This window comes from Paenibacillus sp. FSL R7-0163, assembly GCF_037969975.1.
GTDB classification, from domain to species: Bacteria; Bacillota; Bacilli; order Paenibacillales; family Paenibacillaceae; genus Paenibacillus_AQ; species Paenibacillus_AQ odorifer.
Map to the genome: position 1 here is coordinate 2,171,680 of NZ_CP150224.1, position 21,710 is coordinate 2,193,389.

Sequence of the window (21,710 nt, forward strand, 5' to 3'; positions counted from 1 at the left end):
TTTGTTTTTAAATATAAGGATTTATAGGGTTCACTTCATCAATGATCCTTATATTTCTCGCTGAAACGGTACCGTCCTAATCAGGAGGGCAAAGCCGTTTCCGCTTGGCGGACTGATGTTTCATTATAGGATAACTACTAATTTTGAGGGGTGTAAGGCAATGAATATTATCGACGAACTAGAATGGCGCGATGCCATCAATCAACAAACAGATGCCGAAGGGCTTAGAGAACTGACCAATCAAAAATCGGTATCCCTGTACTGCGGTGTAGATCCAACTGGTGACAGTATGCATATTGGCCACTTGATTCCGTTCATGGTGCTCAAAAGATTCCAGCTGGCAGGACATCGTCCGGTTATTCTAATTGGTGGGGCTACGGGAACGATCGGTGATCCAAGTGGACGTCAATCCGAGCGCTCTTTGCAAACGCTGGAGCAAGTCCAAGCCAACGTTGATGCACTTACAGCACAAATGAAAAAATTGTTCGTGACTGATGGCGACAATCAAATCCGCATGGTGAACAACTACGATTGGACGCATAAAATCAATGTTATCGAATTTTTGCGTGACTATGGTAAAAACTTCAGTATCAATTCGATGCTTGCCAAGGATGTTGTAGCGAGCAGATTGGACAGCGGAATTTCCTTTACGGAATTCTCCTACCAAATCCTGCAATCCCTGGACTACCTGCACCTGTTCCAGCATGAAGATGTGCAGCTGCAAATCGGTGGTTCTGACCAATGGGGGAACATCACAAGTGGCTTAGATCTGATTCGTAAAAAAGAAGGTTCTGAAGCGGTGGCATTCGGACTTACCATCCCGCTTATGCTGAAAGCCGATGGTACAAAATTCGGTAAAACAGCTGGTGGAGCCATTTGGTTGGATCCGAACAAAACGACAGCTTTTGAATTCTACCAGTTCTGGGCAAATACAGATGACCGTGATGTTGTGAAATACCTGAAGTACTTTACATTCCTCTCTAAAGAGCAAATTGATGCACTAGCAGAAAAGGTGCAAACCGAACCGCATAAACGTGAAGCGCAAATAACACTGGCTGAAGAAATGACCAGATTCGTGCATGGTGAGGAATTGCTGGAGCAGGCTAAACGCATTACTGCCGCTCTGTTCAGTGGAGATATTAAATCTCTGACCGCTGACGAGATCGAGCAAGGCTTCAAGGAAATGCCGACCTACGAAACGACATTGGAGTCCAAAAATATCGTGGAGTGGCTGGTAGATCTAGGAATTGAGCCATCCAAACGTCAAGCGCGTGAAGACATCACCAAAGGCGCAATTTCCATGAACGGTGAAAAAGTTAGCGATGTAGCATTTGAAGTTACAGCCAGCGAAGCCATCGGCGGACGTTTTATCATTATCCGTAAGGGTAAGAAAAACTACAGCCTGGTGAAATTGTCCTAATAATAAGAAGCCTTCCTTATGAATAAGGAAGGTTTTTTGTTGTATTTTAAGTATAGAGGCAGACTATTTGCATATTAAGTGAAATTTGAAAGGTGAAATCGTCAAAATTATGGTAAGCTTAGGATTCGTGTGATTTATGGATTAACATGATATTCTACAACTATAACAGAAAATTAGGAGTGGTAATTTGAGAAGACAAAAACCAATGACCATGGAAGAATTGATGAATGAGTTACAAGGACAGAAAACGTATCAAGAAGATCCCAATCACATCTCTTTCGAGAAATTGTTTAATGAAGCGTTTATGAGTAAGTATTCCAATTACAAAAGTTTCGATGAGTTTGTAACCAAAGGGAACTTTCAAGTAAAGACAGAAGAAGATGTTGCTGACATACCTGATGAACTCTTTGATCGTCATGTTGTTAGGGAGACGAAGTTTGCGGATTGGAAATCCATGTTGGAAACAGCAAATAGAGAATACGTCCGTAATTAATAAGACTTAGTCTCTAACTACCGTTAGTTAGACTCATCCACAAAGAAACTGCACACCCTTATTGCTTTGTTCCAACGGACAATGGGGAGTGCAGCTTTTTTATGCCCAGTTATTCGACCAGCTATGATGTTTTACTCATCGTTGACTTGCAGATCTATGATTTAATTGAACAAATAGGAATTAGGTTCTACAAAGATAGTATTACATAGGAGGGGCAGAATCGTATGACTGCATGTATACAAACCTCTAAGCAGGAGACCCTTCATGTCATGTGGAAAACCGTCTCAGAGGATTGTAATCTAGCCTGTGATTATTGCTATTACAGTACAGCCGGGGGACATCCTCAGCAACCGATCCGGGTGATGGATACGGAGCTTCTGGAGCGGTTTATCGCTCAGTACATGAAAAGATCATCAGGGATAGCGAATTTCTCTTGGCAGGGTGGGGAGCCATTATTGGCCGGACTTTCGTATTTTGAACAAGTGATTTCATTTCAAGCTAAGTACGCTCCGCCTCATACGATGATCAGTAATGCACTGCAGACCAATGGAACGCTTATCCATGAGAAATGGGCGAAATTTTTTAAACGGTATAACTTTTTGGTTGGGATTAGTCTGGATGGCCCAGAGCCTATTCATGATGCTCATCGTGTAACGGGTTCGGGGAAAGGCAGTTATAGTCTAGTTATGCGTGGGATTCGTCATTTACAGAATGAGGGTGTGGAGTATAGTATTCTGACGGTGATTCATGAAGATAACGTGACGAAACCAGAGGAGTTGATGGCATTTTATCTAGAACATACCTTTCCGAATATTCAGTTTATCCCCTGCATGGATTTTGTTTCTCAGAAAAGTGATGTAGCGGGACGTTTCCGAATTACACCTGAACAATACGGAGTCTTTTTATGCCGTACATTTGACCTTTGGTACAACGGTGGGTATCCAGAGCTTCCTATTCGTATTTTTGAGAATATGCTTCTTGTATTCATGCATCGTGAGGCAGAGTTATGCGTTCACAACTCATGTTGCCCGAAGATGATGGTGCTTGAAACGAACGGGGATGCCTACCCTTGCGATTTCTTTATTGATGAAGAGCATAGGTTAGGAAATATCGGCCAAACTGACCTGAAAGCGCTGCTAACCAGCCCAGTATATGATGATTTTTTGTTAATGAAGCCCAATATGAATGAATCATGCTATAAGTGTGAGTACCTTAGCTTTTGCAATGGGGGATGTCCGCGCAACCGGAATTGGCTTGATGTTAATGATCGGACTGAGGTTGATTATTTCTGCCATAGTTACAAAATGTTCTACTCACACGCCTATGAACGCATGTTATTACTGGCGAACCGACTTAGATCGGAGCGGATGCTGGAGTACAGGAAAAGTGCAAAACCACTTCCAGGTCGAAATGATCCATGTCTCTGCGGAAGCGGGAAGAAATTCAAAAATTGCTGTCAGGCATTATAGCTTTGACTAGATAAGGTTGTCCCAACAGTCATGCAAAGGATTGGGAACAACCTTTTTGTTATGCTATAGAACCATATGATTTCTCGCCATTATTGCCGCACCAGTCACCACAGCTTCTTCTTTTAATATACCTAGGGAGAAGTGAGGTTGGTATTCAGGATAACGGTAAGTGTTTCTCTGTGCCACCTCCACCGCTGTTTGGAAAAACAACTCGTGAGAGTGAATGAGCGCACCGCCTAGAATGATGGTCTCTGGATGAAACAGGTTGATAACGTTAGCGAGCCCGATCCCGAAATGGCTGGCAGCTTGGGTAAATAATTCACGCGCATGTGGATTACCGTCTCTAAAGGCTTGTACCAATACATCATAAGTCAGCTTCTCAGGCGCCACTTTATATCTTTGGAGGATCAGATCGTTGTCCATTTTCGCCTCCGAGCGTGCACTTTGTTCTATGGCCTGCACAGATACAAATGCTTCCAGAGCCCCGTAGTTCCCGTCATGATTTAATCGGGGTCCATCTGTCTGGATGATCATTTGACCAATGGCATCTTCCATATCCATTGTGCCATGAACAATACTTCCATGCGACATCATCGCATAGCGGAGTCCTGCTCCAGCATGTACATAAAGCATATGCTGAATGTTTGCGTGACGGATAGACCATCGTTCCCCAAGCAATGCGGAATTGGCACCGTTGTCCAACCAAGCTTTGAACCCCGTCCGTTCCTCCACCAATTTGCAAATCGGAAGATTGTTCCAGCCCGAAGAAGGGAAGTGCAGCGGCTTTAGGATCAAGCCATGTTCCCGATCAAGTGGCCCCACAGCCCCTATTCCTATCCCGATGATTTGACTGTCCACTAACTGATGGTCCCGAAGGAAAGCGCGTATTTGATTACTGATATGATCTATAAATCTTTCAGGTGTGAATGCCTGATCCATTCGCCAGTGAACAATTGATTTTGGGTTCATTTGCATATCAAATAAACCAAGAGAAGAATACACCCTGGAAATCTCTAAACCGATTATATAACCGTAGAAAGGATTGATCTGGTATAAAATAGGTCTTCTGCCTCCGCTAGATTCTCCAAATCCGCTTTCTATCAGCAAGCTTTCTTCGGTCATCTCATCCAATATCCGCGTCATTGTGCTTTTGGTAAGTGAAAATGTCTGTAGAAGATCCAACTTGGAAACAGTGCCTTGTTCGGCGATTCGGTCGTATAGAAGTTTTTTTGGTGATGGAATTTGTGTCGAGCGCTTTTCCACGATATACCTCCAAGCTATATATAGGATGAACTTGTAAGATCGTTTTTTATATAGTTTGTATTTATTAACATGAATATAGTATAACTCATAAACCCTTGGTTGTATTTTACCGTTCAAAAAACTTAATTCCATTTTGGGAAAAAGTGATATAATGAAATTACGACAGATTATAAAAGGGTGGATTCCATGAGAACAACTATGAAAACAAATATGATACCGAATACAGACCTGAGGATAAGTCTACTGTTTCAGTTGTTTTGGGTATTTGTTCGAATTGGTCCAGTAACCTTCGGGGGAGGTTATGCGATGATCCCTATGATCGAACGGGAAATTTCCGCTAAACGAAAATGGCTGGGTGAAGAAGAGATGGATGAAATTCTATCTTTAGCTGGTGCTGCACCTGGTGGTGTAGGTGTAAATGCAGCGGCATTCATTGGTTATCGTCTTGCTGGTGTGACGGGGGCGATTGCTGCAATCGCAGGGATAACGATTCCGACCTTTATCATTGTTTGTTTGCTTAGCGCCGTGTACTCCCAACTGGCCGACCAACCAAAAGTCATTGCCGCTATGAAAGGGATTAATGGTGCAGTTATTGCTTTGATCCTAGTAGCTGCATATCGAATGGCCAAGAACGCTATAATTGACAAGACTACCGCAGTTACGGCGTTAGTTATACCGGTTGTTTTACTGGTTTTCGGAATTAATCCCATTTACGTGATTGCAGTTGGTTTATGTATTGGGTTTGTATATCTGCAAATTAAACAGCTCTTAGGGCTCCAAGTTCGAACGGAGAAGGAGTCCTTGAAAGCTTCTGATGAAGAATCGAATTATCCGGAGTATTACATCTAGGGGGAAGCGATGTGATTTGGAATTTATTTTTCACTTTTATAAAAATAGGTCTTCTGTCTTTTGGAGGAGGGTACGCCATCATTCCGATGATTCAGCATGAAGCCATGGCTGGGGGTTGGTTATCCGAAGGGGAATTTCAAGAGGTAGTTTCCATCGCAGGGATGTCACCTGGTCCTGTTGCGACGAACAGTGCAACCTTAATCGGATATCGTATAGCCGGAATGGAAGGAGCGATTGTGTCAACATTAGGCATGGTTCTGCCCTCATTTTTAATCATCATTGTTATTTCTGTCTTCTTTTATCGGGTGAGGGATAGTCAATGGATTAAAACGTTATTTTATGGTTTGCGGCCAGTGATTACAGGCTTGATTGCCTATGCTGTGATTCGTTTTGGCTTAAATAGCGTGGAACATGCTTTTATTACTTGGCAGACCCTTGGCATGTTGATCATTGTATTCGCTGCACTTTATGGTTTAATGAAATATAAGCTGCATCCGCTCACCATTATCGTTGCTTCTGGCATTCTTGGGGTAGCTTTTTTTTAGACAGAGCCGGGACGATCCCAGATTGGAGGTAAATCATGTCAGAGAATATAAGGGCATGTTGTTCAGCTAGTCGAAATCAAGTCGCGAAACAAGAATCTATTGATGTTTGTAAGGAGAACACAACGGTTCAAGGAGTAACAGGGGAAAAAGATTTCTCGGACATGATCCTTATCCCTGGAGGCACTTTTCTTATGGGGACGGATGATAAGGAAGGGTTCCCCGCAGATGGAGAAGGGCCGACTAGGAAGGTTACCTTATCTTCCTTTTTGATGGATGCAACGGCGGTTACGAACAAGCAGTTTGCTGCTTTTATCCAGGAAACAAACTACGTTACAGATGCGGAACGTTTTGGATGGTCTTACGTGTTTCATTCTTTTGTATCCATGGAAACTGGGAAAAAGGTGACCCAAGTAGCCACTCAAACCCCCTGGTGGTGGGTGGTGGAGGGAGCGGATTGGTGTCATCCTGAAGGTCCGGATTCCCATGTAGATGAACGACTTGATCATCCGGCTATTCACCTATCATGGCATGATGCGGATGCATATTGTCGCTGGGCTGGTAAACGTCTGCCTACGGAAGCGGAGTGGGAGTATGCCGCACGAGGAGGACTGGTTCAGAAACGGTATCCTTGGGGGGATGAATTAAAACCAGGCGGAGAGCATCGCTGTAATATATGGCAGGGAAAGTTTCCCGATAAAAATCATGCCAGTGATGGTTTTGCAGGTACCGCACCTGTAAGTTCCTATCTGCCTAACGGCTATGGTCTTTATAATATGTCAGGAAACGTGTGGGAATGGTGCGCGGATTGGTTTACTAAGGACTATCATTTATCTTCCGAATCCGTGAATCCGAAAGGTCCAGTAAGTGGTGTCGCAAGATCGATGCGCGGAGGATCATATTTGTGCCATAAATCTTACTGCAACCGTTATCGGGTGGCGGCTAGAAGCAAAAATACTCCAGACAGCTCTGCCGGAAATATTGGCTTTCGATGTACGGCTGATTATACAAGTTAAAGCACTTTTACGACTACTACATAAGAAGGAGGAACTTCCTTGTCCTCTATCATCCATAGTCAGTTTGACATCAACGTGCTGGACGTCCTAAAGATTCAATATCAGAAGCGGATCCTGTTCGATTATGTCCAGTCTTGTTATACCGTCTCTTATATCCAAAAAGGTGAGGTATTGACGACATCCTCCGAAGGAGAATATGTTGCTTCTGCCGGAGATGTGATGATCCACCGTCCTAACGAGCCTTTTAATGTGATCTCCAAAACGGATGGCGTACATTATCTGTTTAATATTAACGCTAAAGTTAAAGACGGAGATGACTTCTTTAAGTTATTCCCTTTAGGCAAGGTGATTCGGGTCCGGGATCGAAGCGAATATGAGCGGAGGTTTGACGAGTTGCGAAGCCTGTGGTTGCAGGAGGAAGATGATTTCAGGAATGTTCAGGTCGGTTCATTGGCATTTTTTCTTCTTTATGAAATTATGGAGAGTACCAAGCTTGGCGGGCGACGTTCTTCACGAGATCCCTTTATCACGGACCGCTTTAATGAAGCGTTGCAATATATGGAGGAGAGGCTTGATCAGGAGATTAGTAGAGAGGAGCTTTCCAAGCTCTATCATATGAATCCTGTTTATTTTAGCCGGGCATTTCAGAAAATATATAAACTGACACCCATGCAAATGCTGCGAAAATTGCGGCTGCAGCAAGCTAAACAAATGCTGGAATATACGGATTTTACAATCGAGCATATCTCCCAGAGATGTGGTTATTATGATGCTTCACACTTCAGCAAGGTATTTCGTGGCGAATACGGCAAGGGGCCGGCAGAGTACCGGAAAAGTATCGAATTTACAAAAACAAACATCGCTACTCCATAGCGGAGCTTTCCATATTCATTTACTCTTATGAGCATGAGCAGATCATTCTAAGCTGCCCGAATCGAGCGTAACCATTTCGATGAAAAGGAAAGGCAGGGAATAAACTCATGAGAATCTTGTATTTGGATTTGGATTCGCTTCGCCCGGACCATCTGGGATGTTATGGCTATCATCGGAATACCTCCCCGAATATCGATTCAATCGCAAAAGAAGGTGTCACCTTTACCAACTACTATTGTTCAGATGCTCCTTGCCTGCCGTCTCGTTCTGCTTTAATGTCGGGGCGATTTGGCATTCATAATGGGATTATAGGGCATGGCGGAACCGCTGCTGATATGCGTAGAGAAGGAGCAAAACGTGAATTCAATGACCGGTTGGGGAGGGAGAGCCTTCCGGCTATATTAAGGCAAGCTGCGATGAAAACTGCATCGATCAGCACCTTCTCCGAACGACACTCGGCTTGGACCTTTAACGCCGGGTTCCAAGAAGTGTTTAATGTTGGTGGCAGAGGGCATGAGACGGCAGAGCAGGTGCTTCCAGTGGCACTTAAATGGCTTGAGGATAATGGGGAGTCCGAAAATTGGTTTCTGCATCTGAATTTCTGGGATCCGCATACACCTTATCGTACACCTGAGAGCTACGGTAATCCGTTCGAGAAGGAGCCTTTACCCGATTGGATCACGGAAGACGTGTTTGAGCTTCACCGAAATAAGAAGGGGCAGCATAGTATTGAAGATATGAATGTGCTCGCGAAATCGCATTATCAGCTGCATTTCAGGCATCAGCAGGAGATAGAGAACCGTGATGACCTGCGTGTTATCTTTGACAACTATGATGCTGGAGTTAAGTATCTGGACGAGCATCTCGGAAAAGTTTTTTCTAAGCTGAGAGAACTTGGCGTGATGGAAGATACGGCTATCTTGATCTCTGCGGATCATGGAGAGAGTCTGGGTGAACTAGGAATTTACTCCGAACATGGCACAGCAGACGAGGCGACTTGCCGTATTCCGATGATTGTTCGCTGGCCAGGGGGCAAGAAGGGAATCGTGGAGGAGGGGCTACATTATCACCTTGATCTAGGACCTACATTAGCAAGCCTTTTGAATTTGAAAGCGGCTGCTTCTTGGGATGGTGAAAGTTATGCAGGTACCATTCTGGAGGGGGATTTGGGAGGGCGTGAGTATCTCGTAATCTCACAATGTGCGCATGTGTGTCAACGCAGTGTTCGGTTTGCGGATTGGTTATATATACGTACCTATCATGACGGACACCATGGATTCCCGCAAGAAATGCTGTTTGATTTGAAGCATGATCCTTATGAACAACATAATCTTGCCGAAGTGCGTAAAGACGTTTGTATGGAGGCTGTCTATCTGTTGAATGAATGGCATGATAATATGATGGGCTCCATGGATTGTGATATCGATCCATTATGGACGGTACTTATGGAAGGTGGACCCTACCATGCCAAAGAGTATCTGAGCTCATCCTTATAGGATGCTTAATAATATCCTAGTAAATGCGGCGAATGAAAGACATATGAAATGGAGGTTGCCCTGAATGGGCAACCTCCCTATTTATGTTCTCGCTTTTTGTGGATCTATTAAAGATCCGGGAAGCCTCAAAACGGTCTTCGTCCCGCTACCCTCCTTACTATACAGCAGAACGCCGCAAGGATCGCCATACTTAAGATTTAGACGATTATTGACATTTAGGAGACCGATATGATCTCCTGATTCTATATTCTTACCAGCCAGCAACTCCGTAAGTTGTTCCAGTCTTGTTGTATCGATGCCTACACCATTATCTTCTACCACGATTTCAAGTAGCCCCGCTTCGTTTTTCTCTACGGAGATCAGCAAAATTCCTTGTCCTTGTGCCTCAAGCCCATGACCAAGCGCATTTTCAACAATAGGTTGAAGGATCATTTTAGGCACGGGAATGTGTAACCATTCCTGGGGACACAATAGCTTGTAAGTAAATTTGTCCGGGAAACGGCCTTGGTAAATCCTCACACAAGATTCCGCGATTTTCAGCTCTTCCCCAAGAGTTACCTCCTCTTTGCCTTTGATGCTGTACTTGAGCATTGTGCTTAAGGCGGTAGTCATCTCGAAGATATCCCGATTTCCTTTTACGATCGCAACGCCCTTGATTGTATCTAAAGTATTGCTTAAGAAATGCGGATTAATTTGACTTTGTAAATACGAATATTCCGCCCGCTGCTTTTCCAGATCGGTCAGATAAAGTTGAGTTGAAGCATCGATTAATTGGTCCGTCAAATCGTGGATCCGTGTGGTCATATCGTTGAACTGTCGAGAGATGATTTCAATCTCAGCATAGCCCTTTAAATCGACCTTGTTGTTCAATATCCCCAGACTTCCGCCCTTTAATTGATTCATATAGCGCATAAGCCTAGACAACGGTCTTAAGAGATTCATCATAAGCACAGAATAGGGGATAGAGACGACCAGCAAGATTAAGGCTAGAAGAGCATAGCTGACCTTCTTCAATTTCTCCAGTTCTTTCATTAAATTATGGACAGGAACAGCGGTTATGATTTTTCCAGAGATCTCCGGTAAGCTAAAGGACTGAATTGCATATTTCTTTCCATGAACGGTCTCGACGATGGACTCTCCATCCCTTCCAGTTGCCCGAGTTTGAAACTGCTGGAGCATATCCTCCGGCTCATTGCTATTAGAGTAGATCATGCCTTTATCATCCATCATAAAAAAGCTGGTTCCGACCAATCGGGGATACTCAGAAATTTCAGTTTGAATGGCCTTCATATCTACAATAACTGCGAGATAGCCAATTTTTTCACCATATAGGGACGTGTCACCTGAAGCGAAGATGTTCATCCCGAAAAGCAGTTTTCTCTTGTCGATGACTTTGTCTGGAGGACTGTATCCGCGATAATGAACGATTCCATCCTCCTCAGCTGTTTTCATAAGATCGATAGCATATTTTGTTCTTCCTGCTAAGGAAATACGTGTGTTTGAGCTGCCGATAACAATAATATCTAAGATATCCGTGTTCATATTTCGGGCGATGCTCAACAATCCTTCAACTTTTTGGGATAGATCGTAGACTCGAAGCTTATCATTCTCGACTAGGAACTTTTGGACGGTCGAATCGTAACCCACATTCATCATCATGGAAGAAACGTTGGCATAGTTGTCAGAAATCCGTTGCTTGAGGAGGGAGACCAGCTCTGTATTGTATTGCGTATTTTGATTAATGATAGTTTCGCTTGATAGTTGGTAGACTCGTGAAACGATGATTGGGATAATGGCAACAATAAATAACCCGAATAGCAAAACCTGAGTTCGGATGGATAGTCTCTTAAATGTCTTCATTGTTTTGTTCCCTATATTGTGTAGGTGTCATTTTGAGATGCCGTTTAAAAATTCGTGTGAAATAGAAATAATCCTGAAAACCGCATTTCTCACCGATTTGGTAAATGGAAAGGTTGGTTTTGATCAGCGTTTTACAAGCGTATTCAATTCGTAAACGACTGATATGTTCGATGATGGTCTCGCCGACCTCTTTTTTGAATAATTGGCATAAATAATTTGGACTTAAAAAAAACTGATTGGCTAAATGCTGGATCGAAATTTCTTGATTGAAATGGTTGCGGATGTATAACATGATTTCTTTGACTTTGTGGTTTGAGATTCGTGAAATATCAGTTTCGTTTCTGTTCATAAAAATATCAAGTGTCATAAGAATCAGATCATCAATCATAGCTTCAGCCGTGCCGTACCGATAATAGAGCTGTTCATATCCTTCAAAAAAACGGCCGCTAACCCGAGTCCCTTCCCGAGGAAATAAGTAGAGGATCGATGTATAGAGCAAATAGGCTTCTTTAATGGTGAACGTTCCCTCTTTGAATAATTTCTTTATCGATTCCATGGCTGCTATGAAACCGAGCCGGTCTTTATTATGAAGAATCCGGGAAATCTCTTTGAGTTTCTCGTCGATCGTTATTTCCTGCTGTGGATTCACCCGGTAACATCCGGGCATCCCCGTTGCGAACATACTGAAAGCAGCATGAGAGGCGGACTCTAAAGACGCATCCAATTGGTGTATATCCGAAATAGGAGGACCGATCCCGACTCCGCATTCTTGTACAACTTCTGTTTGTTCAAGACCCTGGAGGAAGACTTCGTATTGGCACTCTTCCAATAAGTAACCATACCGACGGCGGCTCATTGGGAAACACAGGGAAGAGAACTGCCTGACATCTACAGGTGAACTTAACCCTTGGATAACAATGGGGATATGAGGGGTATCTTTCGACAAGGGTATTTTCTTCTCATCCAACCATAAGTTAATTCGTTCAAGATCTCCGGAACAAACCGCTTCATAAAGTTCGAAGTCGTGGATAGGTTGTTCTTTAACTGTCTTGGAATCGTGTTGCTGGGCTATTCGGTTGAGCATACCTTCAATTTCTTCGATTTCAAAGGGTTTGAGACAATATCCGAAAGTACCATAATTCATTGCTTTTTGTGCATAAGCGAACTCGGCATGTCCGCTGAGTACGATAAAGATCGTATCAGGCGCGATGGCCTTGCCACGTTGAATGAGCTCTAGTCCATTCATAACAGGCATCTTGATATCTGTTAGAACAAGGGTGGGGCGAAGCGATTGAATTAATTGAAGGGCTTCTTGCCCGTTTTCGGCATCGTCGATCACTTCAAAGCCGTATTTCTTCCAATTCACTCCTGCTTTAATTCCTTCTACAATCCACTTCTCATCATCTGCAATAATTACTGAACGCATAAGTGAATCCCCCTCTCTTTATAGAGCTCTTAGATTTATCCTAGCGATTGTGGACCATGGGGGGTATGGACTATCTTACGCTCACTATGTCCGATATTACGTGCTACAGGAAGGTCTCCCGCAAAGGTGTGAAAAATCCACATGACCGGAGTTGTATTCTCTATACAAGAGAATTTACACTCCCGATATAATTTACCATATAAATCGCTTACAAGCATAACAATCTCATACAGAAAGGTGGGGAGAAGATTGGCTGATTCTGTAACCACTCGAACGCCTAAGCGAAGCTTAAAAACTCTTGCTCCAAAGCAAAGTTTAGGGAAAACGATTTTACAGTACAAGTATTTTTACCTTATGGTTCTACCGGTGTTAATCTGGTACGCCCTCTTCAGCTATGCTCCCATGTACGGTGTAACGCTAGCGTTCAAAACATTTAATTACAGTGAGGGGATTCTGGGCAGTCCTTGGGTTGGATTGGAGAATTTTCAAACGCTGCTGACCGACCCCGATTTTCGCAAGGCGTTTTGGAATACGGTCATTATCAGCTTGATGAAGCTGGTCACTCATTTCCCGATGCCCATTATCCTGGCGATTGTTTTATATGAGTTTTCCAGGACAAAAATGAAGCGGTTTTTTCAGACGATCCTGACGTTCCCGCATTTTATATCGTGGGTTGTACTGTCGGGGATTATTATCAATATTTTAAGCAAGGACGGGATTTATAACCAGATCATCATGCTGTTTGGTGGAGATCCGAATTCTCCTCTTGTCGATGAAAGTGCATTCAGACCCGTTCTGTATATCACGCATGTGTGGCGAGAGATCGGTTGGGATTCAATCATTTACCTGGCGGCTCTGGCAGGGATCAATCCTGAGCTGTTTGAAGCGGCTGAAGTGGACGGAGCGAACCGGTTTCGCCGTTTGCTAAACATCGCATGGCCGGGTTTGAAGAGTACAGTCGCAGTTCTGTTAATCCTTCAAGTTGGACAACTACTAACCCAAGGTTCGAGCTTCGAGCAAATTTTCAACCTGTATAGTTCGCCGGTATATTCGGTTGCCGACACGATCGATACTTACATTTATCGGACTTCCTTCACGATTGGAGGAGACTTTGGATATATGACCGCCGTGGGTGTCGTCAAGTCCATTATCAGCCTAATCCTTTTATGGGCGGCCAATACGTTCGCTAAGAAGATGGGCGAGGAAGGACTGTATTAATCTGCAGGAAAAGGGGAGAAGCAAGTGACCGACATAACGGTTAAAAAGAGAAAAAAGTGGAGTGTTTTCGATATCGTCGCATTCGTGGTGCTGGGGCTCCTAGCAATAGTAACATTTTTTCCCTTCTATAATGTTCTTATTATCTCTGTGGCAAAGTTCGAAGCGATTAGTAAAAGCGACTTTTATATTTTTCCGCTTTCGTTTGACCTGTCCGCTTACAAGCTTTTGCTTCAGGATATGAAGTTTTGGACTTCCATCTTTAATTCTGTCATCGTAACAGTGGTTGGCGTGTTGTTCAGCATGACAATCTCTGTGGCGGGAGCTTACGCATTATCCAAGCGGGGTATGCCCGGCAGAAACATAATGCTTAGCTTGATCTTGTTCACTATGTTTTTCAATGGCGGTTTAATTCCTTTTTACTTAGTCGTTAAAGATCTAGGATTCGTAAACAATATACTCGTCATGATCATCCCTGCGGGTCTCAATACGTTTTATCTAATCATTATGAAAAACTATTTCAATACCATTCCAGAAAGCTTGGAAGAATCGGCTAAGCTGGATGGGGCGAATGATCTGTACATTCTTTTCAAAATCATTATTCCAATTTCTGCTCCATTCATGGCGACTTTTGCTTTGTTCTATGCTGTGGAAAGATGGAATGAATGGTGGTATGCATTAATTTTTATCAGTGACGCGGCAAAAGCACCCCTTCAGATTTATCTACGGGAGACACTTATTACTTCGAATTCCTTGCTAAGCCAAATGGCACAAACGATGGCCGAGCAGGAGCAGACGGGAAAGGTCTACACACCTGCACTTCAAATGGCAGCGATTGTAGTTTCGAGTATTCCGATTATTGTTGTTTATCCGTTCCTGCAGAAGCATTTTAATAAAGGCATTATGGTGGGTTCAATAAAAGGATAAGAAAGATTTTAAATAGATTGATTCTATCCTAAAATAGTATAAAGGGAGGTTTCAAGCATGCATAGAAAGAAAATAATGACATTGGCATTATGTATAACTTTGTTGGCTTCAGTACTCACGGCTTGCGGTGGAGGCAATAACGGCAAAGGGCAGGCTGGTTCAAACGGTGAAACATCTCCGAATTCTTCTAACTCCACTGATAATCCTTACAAGGATCCAATGACTATTTCTCTTGGGTTTTGGGATGCGGATGCCGAGATTGCTAACCTCGAAAAGGACCCGATCGCTAAACAAGTGTTGGAGAAATTCAACATCACACTAAAACCTGTCAATTTGTCTTGGGATGACTATACCCAGAAGATTCAAATGTGGGCCGCCTCCGGCCAATTGCCAGACATTTTCGCGATCGACGCCGTCGGTACACAATATCAGCGCAAATGGGTGAATCAAGGCGTTGTTAAAGCGCTCCCGGATCTTTCAAAGTATCCGAATCTTGCAAAATACTTCGAATCGCCAGATATTAAAGGATTAGGAGTAGATGGAAAGTATTATACTGTACCTCGCCGGATGTTCCCGAGTGTCGATTGGAGTGCACTGGACCGTATGGTTTTCTATCGTTGGGATCTTGCTCAAAAGGCTGGGATCACCAAAGAACCAGAGACATGGCAAGAGTTTGAAGCCATGCTTGATGCAATCGTAAAGTCGGATCCGGAAGGCAAGCATGTTACTGGTCTTACGACGACAACTACCAAGATGCTGGGCGGATTCTTCTGGTTGTATGGCAACCCGGTTGCTACTAGTGATGGAAGCGGCAGTGATTTTAAATGGATCAAAGAGGATGGAAAGTTTATCCCTGCTGTATTCTCTAAAAATGCGCTGCCAGCGCTGCAAAACATGAAGAATATGTACGAAAAAGGATTGATCGATCCAGACATCGCGCTTGTTAAACCAGCAGAGTCCTATGACAATTTCGTAGCAGGCAAAGCAGCTGCTCTCCTGAGCGGTGGAGGTTTCATAAATTTAAATAGCGATATGTATGAAAAACGCTGGAAAACAGCTTATCCGGATAAGGATATGACGGAGAGCGTGAAGGCGCTCAAACCGCTTATCGGTCCTGATGGTGAACGTTCACATTCCATCTTTAAAACATACTGGTCAGAAAGCTATTTCAGCAATAAGATTGACGATAAAAAGATGGATCGCATCATGGCACTCTATGATTATGTGTTGTCTCCTGAAGGCAAGGATCTGTTGACTTATGGCATCGAAGGTGTAGATTACAAGCTCGAAAATGGGCAGAAGGTTGTCATTGAAAAGGGTTCGTTAAATGAGAAGTATCCAGCTAGCAGATTTCTGAAGAATTTGGTAGCTTATGAAACTTCAGATAGCTATAACATGGATAACCCGACGATTGCTAACGAAGGAATCCGCAAAGAAGCTGTCGATTACATCGACTGGATTCAGAACAATACAAAGGTGCCAGAATACGACATTCGGTTAACTTATATGTCCACCCCAACAAAGGATAAATTTACTGTGCTTGACCATGATGATTTGCTTAAGATCATGCTTTCCAAAGAACCTGTTGAGAGTTACTGGAATAGCATTGTGAACGATTATAAGGCTAAAGGCCTTGATAAAATGATTGAGGAAGTAAATGAGAAGGCCAAGGAACAAGGTATTGAATAATGGATAAATAGAGAAGATCCGGGCGGAAGTAGCCCGGATCTTCCGTTTAATTATTTGAAGTATGGCTTAGACGGTGCGGCGCTACTGACCGCATACTTATAAGATTGGGAGGGTAAAGTTTATGAACCTTAGCATTCACTTGACAGGGTTAACTGAGAAACAGCTAGCAGCTGTTTCAGAAGTAGCGGGAATATTGAGAATTCGAATGGAACGCTCAGGGATACCAGTGAATTGTAAGAAGCAAGGGAAGGGCATTCGAATATCTTACGATGAGGCTCAGGTCACCATTGTGTATGAAGAGGAACATCAGTTGATCCGGGCACTCAGCCGATTTCTTGAGAACATACGCCGTGGAGAACGAGTTGAAATTAATGAACGACCGGTTTATGAACAGTTAGGCTTCATGGTAGACTGTTCGCGAAATGCGGTTCTTAACTATGAAGGATATAAGGAATTGATCCGGCGTTTAGCGCTTATGGGATATTCAACGGTTCAGTTGTATACGGAAGACACCTACGAACTGGAGGGATACCCTTATTTCGGCTATTTGCGAGGCCGATATACAGGAGATCAAATTCGGGAGCTGGATCAGTATGCCGCGTTATTTGGCATAGAACTGGTTCCTTGTATTCAGACCCTGGCCCATCTCGGACAAGCATTGAAATGGCAGGCACATGCACCGCTTGTGGATTTCCAGGATATTCTCCTTATTGATGATTCCAGAACTTACAAGTTAATTGATCGAATGTTTGCTTTTATGTCGGCTCATGTAAGCAGTCGCCGCATAAATATCGGGATGGACGAAGCTCATATGATGGGACTTGGTAAATACCTGGATAAGCATGGGTATCAGGATCGATCCTCATTAATGTTAAAACACTTTAGCACTGTTATGGAGATCGCCAGAAAATATGCTTTCCAGACGATGATGTGGAGCGACATGTTTTTCCGTCTGGCCAGTGCCGGAGAATATTACGATGCCGAAAGTCCAATTAGCCCTGATATTGTAAAGCTGATTCCTGAAGATGTTACCTTGATCTACTGGGATTATTATTCGGAAACGCAGGAGAAATACGACGGGATGTTAAGCAAACATAAGCAGCTGAATGATCATATTGGATTTGCAGGTGGTGCTTGGAAATGGATGGGCTTCGCGCCAAACAATGAATTCAGTCGCCATGTCAGTCTGCTGGCTCATGATAGCTGTGTTAAGCATGGAATTCAAGAAGTGTTGATTACCGCATGGGGAGATAATGGCGCTGAAGCTTCCGTTTTCTCGGTTCTTCCTACCCTTCAACTTTGGGCGGAGCTGAGCTACACGGGATGTTTCGTGGAGAACCATGTCAAAGAAAGATTCAGCAGCTGTGTGCAAGGCAATTATGATGACTTTATGGCACTTGATGCGGCCAACCTGGTTCCGGGTAATTCGGCTCCGGGGGGATGTTCTATCAATCCGGCTAAATACTTGCTTTATCAAGATATTTTGTGTGGTTTGTTTGATCGACATGTTATTCCTAACGCGTATTCGAAGCATTATCAGCAAAGTGCAGAAAAGCTCGAACAGGCGATCACTCGCAATTCGCCTTGGCAATCCTTATTCTCTGTACAAGCCAGCTTGTGTCGCTTGCTCGAAATAAAGAGCGAAATCGGGATTTCTATACGCGACGCTTATCATCGGGGGAATTTAGAGGAATTGGCTCACTTTGCCAAGGTGACTTTGCCACAATTATCTGATTTGGCCAGACAATTCATGGACGACTATCGAGTGCAATGGGAGCTGGAAAATAAGGTATTTGGTCTTGATGTTTTTGATCTTCGTATGGGAGGAATGCTTGAGAGAATCAGAACGGCGATTCATCGAATCAATCGTTATGTCGAAGGGAACGTGGAGCAGATTGCTGAATTAGAAGAGGAGCTTCTGACGTTCGACGGTCTTGTTGACGAGGGCGACCCCAGGACGATAAGTGCGAATTTATGGCACACGATTGCAACACCATCCGTGATCGCTGGGGTTTAAGAAGGGGGTGAGGTTATGATTGATACTAATCTGGACCATCAAAAGGGCACAAAGCAGCCCAACCTTTTGCTTATCACCGTAGATCAGATGCGTTTTGATTGCCTGAGCATTATGGGACATCCCGTCGTTGAGACACCCAACCTGGACGCTCTGGCATCAAGGGGGATCTTATTTGAGCACGCTTACTCGGCTACCCCCAGTTGTATTCCCGCCAGGGCTGCTATCATGACAGGAATGGGGCAGAGATCACATGGGCGGGTTGGTTATCAGGATAGGGTTGAATGGAATTACGCCCATACGATTGCCGGAGAGCTTGCTCAAGCTGGTTATCATACGCAGTGTGTTGGCAAGATGCATGTGTATCCTGCACGTAATCTATGTGGATTCCATAATGTGGTGCTTCATGATGGATATCTTCACTACAATCGGGATAAGAGCAAAACGTTACAGGATGAACACTATGATCAAGTGGATGATTATTTGCAGTGGCTGCGAAGACAAACTAATGCTAACTCGGATATCACTGATTTAGGCCTTGATTGCAACGCCTCAACGGTTGCCCGCCCCTGGCACTTGCCGGAAGCGATGCATCCCACGAATTGGTGCGTGACCGAGTCGCTAGAATTTTTGCGAAGAAGGGACCCTGGAAAACCATTTTTCTTATGGTCTTCCTTCGTTCGCCCGCATTCCCCATTGGATCCGCCACAATGTTATCTAGATATGTACAAGGACTTGGAATTTCCCGATCCTCCAATCGGAGACTGGGTGGACGAGAGTGCGGCCTTAAACGGAGCTAAGGATCCAACTTCTTCGTTCACTAATTTGCCAAAGCGCAGATTGGATCGTGCCCGTGCGGCGTATTACGCGCTAATTACGCATCTTGACGACCAAATTGGGAGGTTGATCAATGGGCTGCAGGAGTATGGAGTTTTAAATGAAACTTTGATTCTATTTACTTCTGATCATGGTGAAATGATGGGGGATCACCATTACTTCCGCAAATCTCTTCCTTATGAAGGAAGTGCTAAGATTCCTTTCATAGTGTTTGATCCGGGAGAAACGCTTGGACTTCTTGCAGGCTCCCGGCCTGATTCCATTGTAGAGCTTCGCGATATTATGCCCACATTTCTTGAAGCTGCTGGCGTCCAAATACCAGTTCCAGTAGAAGGGCAAAGTGTGTTGCCGCTGTGCAGGGGAGATCAGACATTATGGCGATCTTATATTCATGGGGAACAAGCCTATGGAGAAAAGTCCCACCACTTCTTAACGGATGGAAGAGAGAAATTTATTTGGTATTCTCAGACAGGGGAAGAGCAGTATTTTGATCTAGCGGCAGACCCCTCAGAGAAGATTAATGCGATAGGCTGTACTGATAAATTTGAGCGTATAAAAGAGTGGAGAGAGCGTCTTATTCACGAGCTGGAGGGACGAGAGGAAGGGTTTGTAAACAACGGCGAATGGATTGCCGGACGCCCAATATCTCATATTCTAAAGGCATCCCAATTGGGGAAATAATCATAACATAGGGCAACCAGAACTCACAGGTTGCCCTACGTCTGTTACGGATATAAAGAAAGGTTAGTGAATTTACCAGCTACTCCGGCGTTCAGGCAAAGGGTCCTGATCTTGAATCATTCGATGGACGAGCAATTCAACCATCGAATGGCGAATATCACTATAATCGGGATCTTCAAAACGATTGGAGTTTTCATGAGGATCCTCTTTCAAATCATACAATTCGCCGTAGGTCTCACCTGCGAAAATCACCAGCTTATAACGTGTTGTACGCAAACACTTAGCGTTAATGCCGCGGTCATGAGCAATATAAGCGGTCAGGGCAGAATTGCGCACATGGGACTCTCTTCCAGCCAGCACCTCCATCTGTGACACACCTTGAATTCCGTAGGGAGTTTTGAGACCTGCGGCTGCAAGCAGTGTGGGGACAATATCAACATGTTCCATCAAAGCAGGGACCCGTTGCCCGGAAGCAATCCCAGGACCGCGTACGATCATCGGGATTCGTGTTAACCCTTCATAAAACCACGGCCCCTTGTAAATTAGTCCATGGTCACCGAGCAGTTCTCCATGATCGCTGGTAAAGAGGATGACTACATCATCGTACATTTCTTTTTGACGCCAAGCTTTTATAATACGTCCGATCTGCGCATCAATGAAGGTAATCATCGCATAATAATTTCGGGTGAGCCGTTTCATATGCGCTTCATCAAGAGAATGCTCCTCACCGCCACCAGGCCAATATCCTCCCTGACTCTGACGCAGCAGATGTGGAGGACGAAGATGCACGTCATCTGCTTCTCTGGCTGGAGATGGAATGTCAGTGTCAGCGTACATATCCGCGTAAGCTTTTGGAGGGTCAAAGGGGTGATGTGGATCGACGAAACTGGTCCATAAAAATAGCGGTTGCTCGGTTTTGTGGGCGAGGATAGCATCGATACTCCGTTCAGCAATCCAATAAGTCTGATGCAGCTCCGGAGGGAGTTCGCTCTCCCACACATCGTTTTGAGCATTAGAAGCTCTGTAATGATCCTTGCTGAAACGCTCTGCCACTTCAGGGTTACGCTGTCTAAGCCACTCCATATATTCCCCGATACAATTGTCTTCCGTAATATGATGTTCATCAAATCCGTAGTACGTTCCATCGGAAGCTCTTCCGCGGTCACGATAAGCAGGCTCTTCATATTCTTGTGAAAAGTTCCCCTTCATCTGAGGGCGGAAATGCATCTTTCCTATACCGATGGTTTTATAATCCGCTTTCTTTAAATGATCGCATAAGGTAAGTTCGTCTTCTCTGAGTGTGGTACCGATGTTCCAGGCACCATGAACATGCGGATACCTGCCTGTAAAAATGGAAGAACGTGAAGGCGTGCAAACGGGACTAGCGCAGTAAGCGCCAGTGAAGAGTGTGCCTTCCGAAGCAAGCTGGTCAAGTTCAGGTGTCAGTACGGAAGCGTTTTCGATACCTAGTGCGTCCGCGCGCATTTGATCTGTGGTAATTAACCAAATATGAGTTCTTTTTGACATCCGTAATAACCCCCTATGAATATAGTGTATAGCATCACAAAAGCCCCTAGCAACCAATGAATTCTCCATATATTTCATTAGAATCGTCCATATGGGTTGATATTTTTATTACC

The 21,710-nt window shown here is 44.1% G+C and carries 17 protein-coding genes; 13 read left to right on the forward strand and 4 right to left on the reverse strand.

Features of this window, described 5'->3' with window-relative positions:
- Nucleotides 1–160 precede the first annotated feature (160 nt).
- From tyrS to NST45_RS09655, 3 genes are all read left to right on the forward strand, one after another.
- Nucleotides 161–1,420, forward strand: coding sequence for a tyrosine--tRNA ligase (tyrS, locus tag NST45_RS09645; RefSeq protein ID WP_036688216.1), 1,260 nt, complete (start codon nucleotides 161–163; stop codon nucleotides 1,418–1,420).
- A gap of 205 nt (nucleotides 1,421–1,625) precedes the next feature.
- Nucleotides 1,626–1,913 (forward strand): hypothetical protein, encoded by a 288-nt coding sequence (locus NST45_RS09650; RefSeq protein WP_036688213.1) that lies wholly within the window; start codon nucleotides 1,626–1,628, stop codon nucleotides 1,911–1,913.
- A gap of 224 nt (nucleotides 1,914–2,137) precedes the next feature.
- Entirely contained in the window at nucleotides 2,138–3,382 is a 1,245-nt protein-coding gene (locus tag NST45_RS09655; protein WP_339825459.1) for an anaerobic sulfatase maturase, read from the forward strand.
- 63 nt (nucleotides 3,383–3,445) lie between these two features.
- On the opposite strand, the gene NST45_RS09660 is transcribed toward NST45_RS09655, so the two are convergent.
- A complete protein-coding gene (locus NST45_RS09660) occupies nucleotides 3,446–4,645 on the reverse strand; it encodes an ROK family protein (protein ID WP_036688209.1) in 1,200 nt (399 codons plus the stop codon).
- A gap of 210 nt (nucleotides 4,646–4,855) precedes the next feature.
- Here NST45_RS09660 and NST45_RS09665 point away from each other — a divergent pair, with 210 nt between their 5' ends.
- The 5 genes from NST45_RS09665 (at nucleotide 4,856) to NST45_RS09685 (ending at nucleotide 9,421) form a co-directional block, all read left to right on the forward strand.
- Nucleotides 4,856–5,494: a chromate transporter gene (locus tag NST45_RS09665; protein ID WP_256720302.1), complete on the forward strand. Its 639-nt coding sequence runs from the start codon at nucleotides 4,856–4,858 to the stop codon at nucleotides 5,492–5,494.
- A gap of 11 nt (nucleotides 5,495–5,505) precedes the next feature.
- Complete coding sequence (locus NST45_RS09670) at nucleotides 5,506–6,039, forward strand: chromate transporter (protein ID WP_076141899.1); 534 nt, start codon at nucleotides 5,506–5,508, stop codon at nucleotides 6,037–6,039.
- A 35-nt stretch (nucleotides 6,040–6,074) separates the two neighbouring features.
- Nucleotides 6,075–7,052, forward strand: coding sequence for a formylglycine-generating enzyme family protein (locus tag NST45_RS09675; RefSeq protein ID WP_081387006.1), 978 nt, complete (start codon nucleotides 6,075–6,077; stop codon nucleotides 7,050–7,052).
- Between the two features lie 39 nt (nucleotides 7,053–7,091).
- Nucleotides 7,092–7,925: an AraC family transcriptional regulator gene (locus tag NST45_RS09680; RefSeq protein WP_038571736.1), complete on the forward strand. Its 834-nt coding sequence runs from the start codon at nucleotides 7,092–7,094 to the stop codon at nucleotides 7,923–7,925.
- Between the two features lie 107 nt (nucleotides 7,926–8,032).
- Nucleotides 8,033–9,421, forward strand: coding sequence for a sulfatase (locus NST45_RS09685; RefSeq protein WP_076225211.1), 1,389 nt, complete (start codon nucleotides 8,033–8,035; stop codon nucleotides 9,419–9,421).
- Between the two features lie 81 nt (nucleotides 9,422–9,502).
- On the opposite strand, the gene NST45_RS09690 is transcribed toward NST45_RS09685, so the two are convergent.
- Both NST45_RS09690 and NST45_RS09695 read right to left on the reverse strand, forming a co-directional pair.
- Nucleotides 9,503–11,281 (reverse strand): histidine kinase, encoded by a 1,779-nt coding sequence (locus tag NST45_RS09690; protein ID WP_036688197.1) that lies wholly within the window; start codon nucleotides 11,279–11,281, stop codon nucleotides 9,503–9,505.
- Complete coding sequence (locus NST45_RS09695; RefSeq protein WP_038571730.1) at nucleotides 11,268–12,707, reverse strand: response regulator; 1,440 nt, start codon at nucleotides 12,705–12,707, stop codon at nucleotides 11,268–11,270. Before NST45_RS09695 ends, NST45_RS09690 begins: the two co-directional genes overlap by 14 nt.
- Before the next feature lie 249 nt (nucleotides 12,708–12,956).
- Here NST45_RS09695 and NST45_RS09700 point away from each other — a divergent pair, with 249 nt between their 5' ends.
- The 5 genes from NST45_RS09700 to NST45_RS09720 all read left to right on the forward strand — a co-directional run bounded on the left by NST45_RS09700 (nucleotide 12,957) and on the right by NST45_RS09720 (nucleotide 20,070).
- Entirely contained in the window at nucleotides 12,957–13,925 is a 969-nt protein-coding gene (locus NST45_RS09700; protein WP_038571727.1) for an ABC transporter permease subunit, read from the forward strand.
- 24 nt (nucleotides 13,926–13,949) lie between these two features.
- Nucleotides 13,950–14,849: a carbohydrate ABC transporter permease gene (locus tag NST45_RS09705; protein ID WP_051491567.1), complete on the forward strand. Its 900-nt coding sequence runs from the start codon at nucleotides 13,950–13,952 to the stop codon at nucleotides 14,847–14,849.
- Nucleotides 14,850–14,906: 57 nt separating this feature from the next.
- Nucleotides 14,907–16,538, forward strand: coding sequence for an extracellular solute-binding protein (locus tag NST45_RS09710; protein ID WP_036688193.1), 1,632 nt, complete (start codon nucleotides 14,907–14,909; stop codon nucleotides 16,536–16,538).
- Between the two features lie 121 nt (nucleotides 16,539–16,659).
- Nucleotides 16,660–18,555, forward strand: a complete 1,896-nt coding sequence (locus NST45_RS09715; RefSeq protein WP_036688191.1) for a family 20 glycosylhydrolase — start codon at nucleotides 16,660–16,662, stop codon at nucleotides 18,553–18,555.
- Between the two features lie 15 nt (nucleotides 18,556–18,570).
- Nucleotides 18,571–20,070, forward strand: coding sequence for an arylsulfatase (locus NST45_RS09720; protein WP_051491566.1), 1,500 nt, complete (start codon nucleotides 18,571–18,573; stop codon nucleotides 20,068–20,070).
- A 72-nt stretch (nucleotides 20,071–20,142) separates the two neighbouring features.
- Here the strand turns inward: NST45_RS09720 and NST45_RS09725 are convergent, their stop codons facing one another.
- Nucleotides 20,143–21,597, reverse strand: coding sequence for a sulfatase-like hydrolase/transferase (locus tag NST45_RS09725; RefSeq protein WP_038571715.1), 1,455 nt, complete (start codon nucleotides 21,595–21,597; stop codon nucleotides 20,143–20,145).
- Nucleotides 21,598–21,710: the final 113 nt, after the last annotated feature.